We start from the raw sequence: 9,048 nt of genomic DNA, 5'->3' as shown, positions 1-9,048 counted from the left end.
CGCCCCGGGTTCACATTCACTGCGCTGGCAGACATGTCAATTTGATAGCTGGTTAAAAAAGCATTTTACCTATGTTCGCGGAAGGTTCCGAGTTTTTCCCGGTATTTGCGAACGCGTATCGATTTTTCATCGACCGGATCTGGCAGAAGCTTTGTCCGTGGTTTGCCGCTATGTGTCGATAAAAAGCGCACCGGCAAACCGCAAAACCACTAGGAACGGGGCTCTACGACCCACTTTCCATCGCGCTCCACCAGTACGCGATCGAACGCGAATTCATCGAGATCATGGTTGTGACCGGGCAACGCCTGAATCACCACTTCGCCCGCATCGCGCAATTGTGCGACTGCCTTGAGCAGCGGTTCGTCGTGCTTCCACGGGGCGAGGACCGCGCTGCCGCGCGCATCGACGGGAGAAATACGGGCGACTTCGCGCAGGTCGAGCGAAAAACCCGTCGCCGGGCGCGCACGGCCGTAGGCCAGGCCGACATCGTCGTAACGGCCGCCCCGCGCCACCGCGTTCGGCACGCCGTCGACATACGCCGAGAACATCACGCCGCTGTGGTACGCGTAACCACGCAAATCGGCGAGATCGATCATCAGCTCGGCTCCGTTCGCTTGAGCCGCGAGGAACGCGAGGTCGTCCAGTGCCCGGCCGATCACCGGAAGATTCGGCAGCCGGGCCCGCGCTTCCTCGAGCACTGCAGCGTCACCATACAGAGAGGGCAACGCGCGCAACGCGTCCCGGGTTACATCGCCGAGCTTGGCCGTGAGTTCGTTCAGGCGCGGCACATCCTTCGCACCGAGCGCGTCGAACAGCGCTTCACCGAGCGCCGCCGCAGCCGGCTCCAGATCCAGCAACGCCGACAAAACGCCCGCGTGGCACAGGTCGAGGCGCACTTTATCGAGGCCGCTCAGACGCAGTGAATCGAGCATCAATTGCTGGATCTCGAGATCCGCTTCCAGTCCCGCATGGCCGTAGATTTCCGCGCCGATCTGAATTTGCTCACGCGTAGCGTGCAGACCGCGCGGGCGCGTATGCAGTACATTGCCCGCGTAGCAAAGACGCGTCACACCCTGCCGATTCAGCAAATGCGCGTCGATACGTGATACCTGCGGCGTAATGTCAGCACGCAGGCCGAGCGTGCGGCCGGACAGTTGATCGACGAGCTTGAAGGTGCGCAGGTTCAGGTCGCTGCCGCCGCTGGTGAGCAACGACTCGAGATACTCGAGCATGGGCGGCATGACAAGTTCGTAGCCGTACGAACGAAAACGGTCGAGCAGCCGACGGCGCAATTCTTCAATCTTGCGAGCCTCGGACGGCAGGACGTCGGCTATATTCTCGGGGAGTAACCAGGTGGACATCGATGCGTTTCCTACGGAGCGTTTGAGCGCGGCGGGGATGATTGCCACGGGTCAGCGCAAGCTTTGAGTCTATGGGTGACTGGAGACTACACGTCGACCCGCTTTGAATTTTTACTTCGCAACCATCAGGTTGCTAGCGTCACGTCGCTAAGGTCAAGTCGCTAGGGTCAAGTCGCGATAATCAGCAGGATAACGCCAAGCACCATCGCGATCAGTCCACCGATCCGAATCTGGTGCGGCGGCCGTTGTGCGATCCGGCGAAACGTGTCGCGCCAGGAGTTTGGGAAGACGAACGGAAACATCCCCTCAATAATCAGCATCAACGCGATCGCGAGCAGTAACGATGCAGCCATATCCATTCGATTGAAGGCGCCGCGGCTCTCGCCGCGACGCTTGCGACATCTCAGCGCTTGCGCGCGAGCGCCGGGGGGGTGGCATCGCTGCCGCTCGGCGCAGCACCATTCGGGCTACGCATGAAGCGGAAGAAATCGCTGCTCGGATCGACAACCATGACGTCGCCGGCATTGAAGGTCTTTTTATACGCTTCGAGGCTTTGATAGAACTGGTAGAACTGCGGATCGACGCCGTATGCATCGGCGGCAATGGACGCAGCCTTGCCATCACCCTCACCCTTGATGGTCTGCGCTTCCTTGTAGGCATCGGCAAGAATGGATTCCTGCTGACGCTCCGCGGCCGCTTTCAGTGCATCAGCGTCTGCCGTCCCCTTCGCGCGCTCCTCGGCTGCCGCTTGCTGGCGCGCCGCGATCATGCGTTTGTAGACCGAATCGGCCACCGCCGGCGGAAAGTCGATGCGTGTCAGTTGCAAGTCCACAAGCTCCACGCCGAACGCCGCTGCCGGCTGCTCGATCGCCTTCTGCGCTTCGGCCGCAATAACCTGCTGTTCACCGAGCACGTCCGTCAGCGAACGTTTGGTGAAGGACGATGTCATCGCCGTGCGCGTGAGCGCGGCCAGCCGGTCCTGCGCCGTCTGCGTGTTCTTCTCGTTGCTTTCGAACAGCTTGAGCGGATCGGCCACGCGATACTTGATGACCGTATTCACGATCACCTCGTTCTTGTCCGACGTATTGAAGCGATCCGAGCCCGCTTCGTCGAGCGTGAGCGTACGGGTGTCGATCAGCGTCAGCGTCTGGAACGGCGGCGGCAGCTTGAAATGGAGGCCGGGCGTGACAAGCGTGGGCGTGCCGCCGCCGTGTGCGGTGACCACACCCGCATGGCGTTCGTCGACCACGAACATCATGGACGAACCGATGAACAACACGACTACCACGGCTACGACGAGCGCAATAATTCGATTCATGATCGCGCTCCTCATTGCGTGTCGTCTTCGCGCGAACGCGAACGGAACGCATCGCGCGAGCGCAATGGGTCACCCGACGACTGCGCGGCGGCGCCCGAGGCAGCGGCAGACGCTGCAGTGCTGGCTGGAGTGGCGGACTGGGCAGTCACGGCCGAAGCCGCCGATGCGCTTTCGGCGCGCGCATCCTGCGTGATGGATCCTCCAATCACGCCGGCAGGCGCGGCGCCGACCGGTTGATTGGCGCCCGAAGGCGCCGTCCCAGCGGCAACACCTGACGCACCCGGAGGCACCGTCCCAGCGGCCGCTGCGTTCGCGTTCTGGCGGTTTGCATCGACAAGCTTGTCGAGCGGCAGGTACACCACGTTGTTCGAGCTCTTGCTGTCGACGAACACCTTCGTCGCACGCGAATAAATCTGCTGCATTGTGTCCAGATACATGCGTTGACGAATCACTGCCGGCGCCTTCGAATATTCTGCGTAGACTTGCTTGAAGCGCTCGGCATTGCCTTGCGCCTGCGAAACGACCCGGTTGCTATAGCCCTTCGCGTCGTCGATCATGCGCGCCGCGTCGGTCTTCGCTCGCGGCAACAGTTGATCTGCGTAGGCTTTCGCGGTGTCGACCGCGCGCTCGTTGTCCTGGCGCACCTTCGCGGCATCTTCAAACGCCGGCTGAACCTGCGCCGGCACCTGCACGCTCTCGATGGTCACGCCCGTCACCTGCAAGCCCGTCTTGTACAAGTCGAGCGATGCCTGGATGGTGTCGAGAAGTTTCGCGCGCAATGCTTCGCGATCCTTGAAAAGCAGGTCGTCGGTGCTGTGCGTACCCGCGATCTCGCGAATCGCCGCCTGCGCCGATTCCGTCACGTTCTGATCAGGATCGACATTGCGGAACAGATAGTCGGTGGCCGACTTGATCTGATACTGCACGGCAAACCGCACGTCGACGATATCCGCGTCGCGCGTCAGCAGCGATGCATCACGCACGTTGGCCTGGGTCACGGTGTTGTTGCGCCCGACTTCGACCGAACGGATCTGCGACGTATTGACGATCTCGTGCGACTCGAACGGATACGGAAGACGCCAATGGATGCCCGCGTCAGCCGACTCCTCATACTTTCCGAAGCGCGACACAACACCCACATTGCCATCCTGTACGACGAATACGCCGCTGCCCAGATAGATCGCGATCAAGACGCCGACAACAATGCCCAAGCCGATCTTGGCACCACGGCCGTTGTCAGCACGCGGCCCACCGCCTGCCGGCTTCTTGCCGAACAAGCCCGCGAGTTTCTTGTTGAAGTCGCGCCACATTTCGTCGAGATCCGGCGGGCCTTCCCCGTCCTTGTCCTTCGATGGGCGCTTTGGTTCCTGCGGACGCTTCTGGTCCTGGCTTTTGCCGTCGCCATTGCCGTCGCCCCGCCCCCAGCGCGGGTCGTTGATCGAAAAGACGGCATGCGAAAGCTGCCGGTTACTCCGCTCGTTGTAGTCGTTCACTCGGTGATTCACCATTAGACAGCCGGGTCAATGCAAATCGGAACAGATCAGTGCCCGTGCTCGGGGACCTTGCGGTCATCACTTTCACTTTCGTCGGCTGACCGGTGATCTTCCGGTAGCGCGGTTCCGTCGTCGGATGTGCTATCCATGGACTCCGGCACGATTGTGCCGTCCGGAAGTTCCGTGTACTCGTTGTTATCTTTGGGTTCGGAAGCCGCAAATTCGGCGATTGCCGCGCGCAGTGCGTCGAGTCCCTGACCCGTTCGCGCGCTCAAAAAGACGCGCAAAATATTACCATACTCATCCCTTTCAACCGGATCGTTACGGGCCGCGAGCTCAGGCACCGCGTCGATCTTGTTGAAAACGAGGATCTGCGGAATGCCGTCGGCACCGATACTCGTCAGCACCTTGTTGACTTCTTCGATCTGGTCGAGCCGCACCATGCTTGATGCATCGACCACGTGCAGCAGCAAGTCAGCCTGAACGGTCTCTTCAAGCGTCGCACGAAATGCCGCGACCAGTTGGTGAGGCAGGTCGCGAATGAACCCGACCGTATCCGACACCACTGCCTGACCCGCTTCCTCGCTGAGATAAACCCGGCGGGAGGTGGTGTCGAGCGTGGCGAACAACTGGTCCGCTGCGTATGCCTGCGCTTTCGTCAACGCGTTGAACAGCGTCGACTTGCCCGCGTTTGTATAACCGACGAGCGACACAGATGTAGTCCGGTTGCGCTCGCGCTGACGCCGCTGCGTGCCATGCTGGCGCTGCAGCTTCTTCAGCTTCGCCTTCAGCGCCTTGATCCGCTCGCCAATCAAACGGCGGTCGGTTTCGAGCTGCGTTTCACCCGGACCGCGCAAACCGATACCGCCCTTTTGCCGCTCAAGGTGAGTCCACGCGCGAATCAGTCGAGTGGACAAGTAGGTGAGCTGCGCGAGTTCGACCTGCAGCTTGCCTTCATGGCTGCGGGCACGCTGCGCGAAAATATCGAGGATGAGACTGGTGCGGTCGATCACGCGCCGGTCCAGCGCCGTTTCCAGATTGCGCTGCTGCGCGGGCGCGAGGGCGTGATTAAAAATGACGAGTTCCACGTCGTTGGCTTCGCATGCGAGGCGCAGCTCTTCGACTTTGCCGCTGCCGACAAACATCTTGGCATCGGGGCTGGAACGGCGACCGGTCAGGGTGACGGCGGGATGAGCACCCGCACTTTGTGCGAGCAGACTGAGTTCTTCGAGACTGGCATCGAAATCGATTTTTCCGAAGTCGACACCGACAAGCGCTGCGTTGATCAAATCAATATTTTCATTTTGAAGCGACCGGTGAATTAGCACGTTCATTCATGCCATGACACCGGGCGCAACGAGGTTTAGGGCGTCTCTGCATCCGGGTGGAAATTCACCGGACGCGCCGGCACGACCGTGGAAATGGCGTGCTTATAGACCATCTGGGTAACCGTATTCCGGAGCAACACAACGTACTGGTCGAACGATTCAATATTGCCTTGCAGCTTGATGCCGTTGACCAGGTAGATCGATACAGGCACATGCTCTTTTCGCAGTGCGTTCAAAAACGGGTCTTGTAACAATTGCCCTTTGTTGCTCATAGCAAACTCCGTATTATTTTTGCAGGTTGACGTGATTGCGACGAAGAAAAAGAGATCCGCCGTCAATCGCTACACTATAGCCGATTTTCATTTTCGCACCAGCGCGCCCCAGCCGTCTGAAACCCGGCGAAACGCTTGGTGCACGCGGGATTCAGCCTTTGTCCGCGTAAGGGTTCGCGCTTGAACGGAACTCTATGCGCAATGGAGTCCCCACGAGCCCGAAAGTTTCTCTGAAGCGGCCTTCGAGGTAACGTTTATAGGTGTCGGTGATCGCGTCGAGGGCGTTTCCGTGGACAACGATGATCGGCGGATTCTGTCCACCCTGGTGCGCATAACGCAGCTTCGGACGAATCGGTCCGCGGCGGCGCGGCTGTTGGAACTCAACCGCGTCGATCAGCGCGCGCGTGAGCTTCGGTGTAGGCAACTTGGCCATGGCGGCGGCGTAGGCGTCATCCACCGACTTCATGAGCTGACTGATGCCCGTCTTTTCCAGCGCCGACACGTAATGGAATTTAGCAAAGTCCAAAAACTTGAGCTTGCGCGTAAGGTCGGCCTTGGTGCGCTCGCGCACATGCGAGTCCAGTCCGTCCCACTTATTGACTCCTACCACGAGCGCACGTCCCTGTTCGACCACGAAGCCCGCAATATGCGCGTCCTGGTCGGAGATGTCCTGCTGCGCATCCAGCAGCAGGATCACCACGTTAGCGTCGGAAATGGACTGTAACGTCTTAACCACCGAAAACTTTTCCACCGCCTCGAACACCTTGCCGCGACGGCGCAACCCAGCCGTATCGATCAGCGTGTATTTGCGGCCACTTCGCTCGAAATCAATATAAATGGAATCGCGCGTGGTGCCGGGCATGTCGAACGCGATCACGCGCTCCTCACCGACCAACGCATTGATCAGCGTCGACTTGCCGACGTTCGGGCGTCCCACGATCGCAATTTTCACGCCGCGCGCCGCCTTTTCCTCGGGGTCTTCTTCCGGCTGTCCGGCATAGGCAATTTCGAGTGCGTCACCGATCATTTCGGAGACGCCGTCGCCGTGTGCGGCAGAAATTGCACGCGGGTCGCCGAGACCCAGTTCGTAGAAGTCGGCGGCGACCGCGCTGTACTTCATGCCCTCGGCCTTGTTGACCACGAGGAACAGCGGCCGGCCGCTCTTGCGCAGGTAGTCCGCAATCGCCTTGTCCTGCGGCGCGAGTCCGTTGCGGCCGTCGGTAATGAAGACGACCACGTCGGCCTCTTCCACCGCCTGACGCGTCTGGCGAGCCATTTGGTGCAGGATGCCGTCTTTCGCGACCGGTTCGAAACCACCGGTATCGACTACCAGATAAGGCCGGTCGCCAACCCGCCCTTCACCGTAGTGCCGGTCCCGGGTAAGGCCAGGCAAGTCGGCGACGAGTGCGTCGCGCGAACGGGTCAGGCGGTTGAAAAGCGTCGATTTCCCCACATTGGGGCGCCCCACGAGGGCAATTACGGGTTTCATCAGATGGTGTTCACAGTTGAACGCAAGGCGGATGATTCCGGCCCGGCGCGCGCCGGATAAAAGTCCGGAAACGGCGAGCCGCGAGTGTGCGTGGCCCGGCGATGTGTCGAAAATTAGCACGGTTCCAGCGGAGCGACCGCGGCGTGCAGCGATGTTCCACGTTCATGGCGTTTGAAGCGCATGTGGAACGCGCTGAGCGCTCCGCCAAACGACATGATCGATCGAGCAACGTCACCCGAAGGTGTGGCCCGGCTTGCACAAAACTGCTGCCGGAATCCCGATGCCTGGTGTTGCCTAAGCTTACTTGTACCGTTGCCTTTACTGCCTTTTACTGCCTATATGCTGCTTGTGCGCTTATTTGCCGCACGATGATCCGTCCCGCGCGGCCTTGATGAATCGATTCTATTCGCACGGCGCGGACTCAAAAAACAAAAAGTCCGGAAAAACGCGAACGGCCGGCAAAGCCAGCACGTTCGTCAGAACGTCAGATCAACTCAAACCGCCTAATCAGCGCGGACGGAAACCGTACAGGCCGCCGTCGTGCGTCAGGATAACCAAGGTATCGCCCGCCAGCACCGGCGCAGCTGTAATTGCGCTGCCGTCGGTCTTGGCCCGGCCGACGAATTCGCCATTTGCCGTCGAAAGGAAATGCACGTAACCCTGATAGTCGCCAAGCACGACCGCGCGGCCCAAAATGAACGGCACGCTGACCATGCGATTTTTCAGCTTGTCGTTCTTCCAGAGCGGTGCGCCGTCGATCCCGCTAAACGCGTTAACGATCGACCAGTCGTCGCCGGCTGCAACCATTTCGTTGTCTTGCGCCAGGCCGCTGTCGCTCGAAAACGCCTTTTCCCATTGCGCACGGCCAGAATTCGCATCGAAACACCCAATGCGACCCTGGAACGTCACTGCACACGTCTCCGATCCCACCAGCGTTGGCGCACCGGTTACGTCGTTGATACGCTCTACTTCAGTCACGCCCTTCGGGAACGATACCGGCGTCTGCCAATAGGCATCGCCAGTCTGCAGATTGATTGCCGCGAACGTGCCGCCCGGGAAGCCCGCCAGGACCGCCTGGGACGCCGCGAACGTCATGCCGGCAGCCACACGCAGGTTGAGTGGTACAGCGCGCGCCTGGAAGATCCACTTTTGTTCGCCGGTCTGCGCGTTGAACGCGATGACCTTGCCGTCGATCGTCCGAACGATAACCACGTCATTGCCGACCAGCGGCGGCGAGATAATTTCACCCGGCGCGGTTGCCGTCCAGAGTTGCTTGCCATCAGGTCCGAGCACATACACGCTGCCTTTCAGACCACCGACCGCAGTCAGGTTGCCGTCGCTGCCTACGCCCGCCGACAGATCGTCTTTAAGCTTGATGCGCCATACGTCCTGCCCGGTCTTGGCATCGATCTTCGCAACCGTGCCATTGGCGCCCGCAGCGTAGACGAAGTCACCGACTGCCACCGGCGAGAACAGGTAACGCCCGGCTTTGCCGACGCTCGCCTTCCAGGCCTGCTCCACGGTGAGAACCGGCTTGATGTCTACAAGCGGAGTCGGTACGCGGCGCTCGTCCTTGGTGGCGCAGGCGGTGAGCATAACCGTCATCGCGCAAGCGAGCGGGAGAGCGTAGCGTTTCAGAAAGGTCATCGGTGGACGCAACATGAATAAGTGAAATCGGTTGATCGGTGTGCGGCGTGGTGCTCGCCCCAGGTTAAATGCACCGTTGCAAACCGGTGACTTTAACCTAGTGAGCAGCGCGTCCGCATAAGGACGAGGTCGGCTGACAA

8 protein-coding genes are annotated in these 9,048 nt (G+C 60.3%); all 8 read right to left on the bottom strand.

All coding sequences use genetic code 11. From position 1 onward, the window contains the following. Positions 1-209: 209 nt before the first annotated feature. Entirely contained in the window at positions 210-1,361 is a 1,152-nt protein-coding gene (locus tag JWR14_RS06005) for an ATP phosphoribosyltransferase regulatory subunit (RefSeq protein WP_299703051.1), read from the bottom strand. A gap of 167 nt (positions 1,362-1,528) precedes the next feature. Beyond that, positions 1,529-1,720 carry a DUF2065 domain-containing protein gene (locus tag JWR14_RS06000; protein WP_031356417.1) on the bottom strand — a complete coding sequence of 64 codons (192 nt, stop codon included), beginning with the start codon at positions 1,718-1,720 and terminating at the stop codon, positions 1,529-1,531. 44 nt (positions 1,721-1,764) lie between these two features. Then, positions 1,765-2,679, bottom strand: a complete 915-nt coding sequence (hflC, locus tag JWR14_RS05995) for a protease modulator HflC (protein ID WP_299703046.1) — start codon at positions 2,677-2,679, stop codon at positions 1,765-1,767. An 11-nt stretch (positions 2,680-2,690) separates the two neighbouring features. Continuing rightward, complete coding sequence (gene hflK / locus JWR14_RS05990; RefSeq protein WP_299703043.1) at positions 2,691-4,172, bottom strand: FtsH protease activity modulator HflK; 1,482 nt, start codon at positions 4,170-4,172, stop codon at positions 2,691-2,693. Between the two features lie 47 nt (positions 4,173-4,219). Further along, entirely contained in the window at positions 4,220-5,506 is a 1,287-nt protein-coding gene (hflX, locus tag JWR14_RS05985; protein WP_299703040.1) for a GTPase HflX, read from the bottom strand. Between the two features lie 29 nt (positions 5,507-5,535). Beyond that, on the bottom strand, positions 5,536-5,772 hold the full coding sequence (hfq, locus tag JWR14_RS05980; RefSeq protein WP_031356421.1) for an RNA chaperone Hfq: 237 nt from the start codon (positions 5,770-5,772) through the stop codon (positions 5,536-5,538). Positions 5,773-5,923: 151 nt separating this feature from the next. After that, positions 5,924-7,261, bottom strand: a complete 1,338-nt coding sequence (gene der / locus JWR14_RS05975; RefSeq protein ID WP_299703027.1) for a ribosome biogenesis GTPase Der — start codon at positions 7,259-7,261, stop codon at positions 5,924-5,926. A 507-nt stretch (positions 7,262-7,768) separates the two neighbouring features. Next, positions 7,769-8,908, bottom strand: coding sequence for an outer membrane protein assembly factor BamB (gene bamB / locus JWR14_RS05970; RefSeq protein WP_299703024.1), 1,140 nt, complete (start codon positions 8,906-8,908; stop codon positions 7,769-7,771). Between the last annotated feature and the right edge of the window lie 140 nt (positions 8,909-9,048).

The organism is Caballeronia sp. (assembly GCF_028292365.1).
In the GTDB taxonomy this organism is placed as follows: Bacteria; Pseudomonadota; Gammaproteobacteria; order Burkholderiales; family Burkholderiaceae; genus Caballeronia.
The sequence above is the reverse complement of the archived record's forward strand: the minus strand, read 5'-3'. Positions and strand labels throughout refer to the sequence as shown.

Bases quoted from the DNA above. Each gene is read 5' to 3' on its own strand.
- JWR14_RS06005 (WP_299703051.1), bottom strand. From the start codon at position 1,361: ATGTCCACCTGGTTACTCCCCGAGAATATAGCCGACGTCCTGCCGTCC.
- JWR14_RS06000 (WP_031356417.1), bottom strand. From the start codon at position 1,720: ATGGATATGGCTGCATCGTTACTGCTCGCGATCGCGTTGATGCTGATT.
- hflC (WP_299703046.1), bottom strand. From the start codon at position 2,679: ATGAATCGAATTATTGCGCTCGTCGTAGCCGTGGTAGTCGTGTTGTTC.
- hflX (WP_299703040.1), bottom strand. From the start codon at position 5,506: ATGAACGTGCTAATTCACCGGTCGCTTCAAAATGAAAATATTGATTTG.
- hfq (WP_031356421.1), bottom strand. From the start codon at position 5,772: ATGAGCAACAAAGGGCAATTGTTACAAGACCCGTTTTTGAACGCACTG.
- der (WP_299703027.1), bottom strand. From the start codon at position 7,261: ATGAAACCCGTAATTGCCCTCGTGGGGCGCCCCAATGTGGGGAAATCG.
- bamB (WP_299703024.1), bottom strand. From the start codon at position 8,908: ATGACCTTTCTGAAACGCTACGCTCTCCCGCTCGCTTGCGCGATGACG.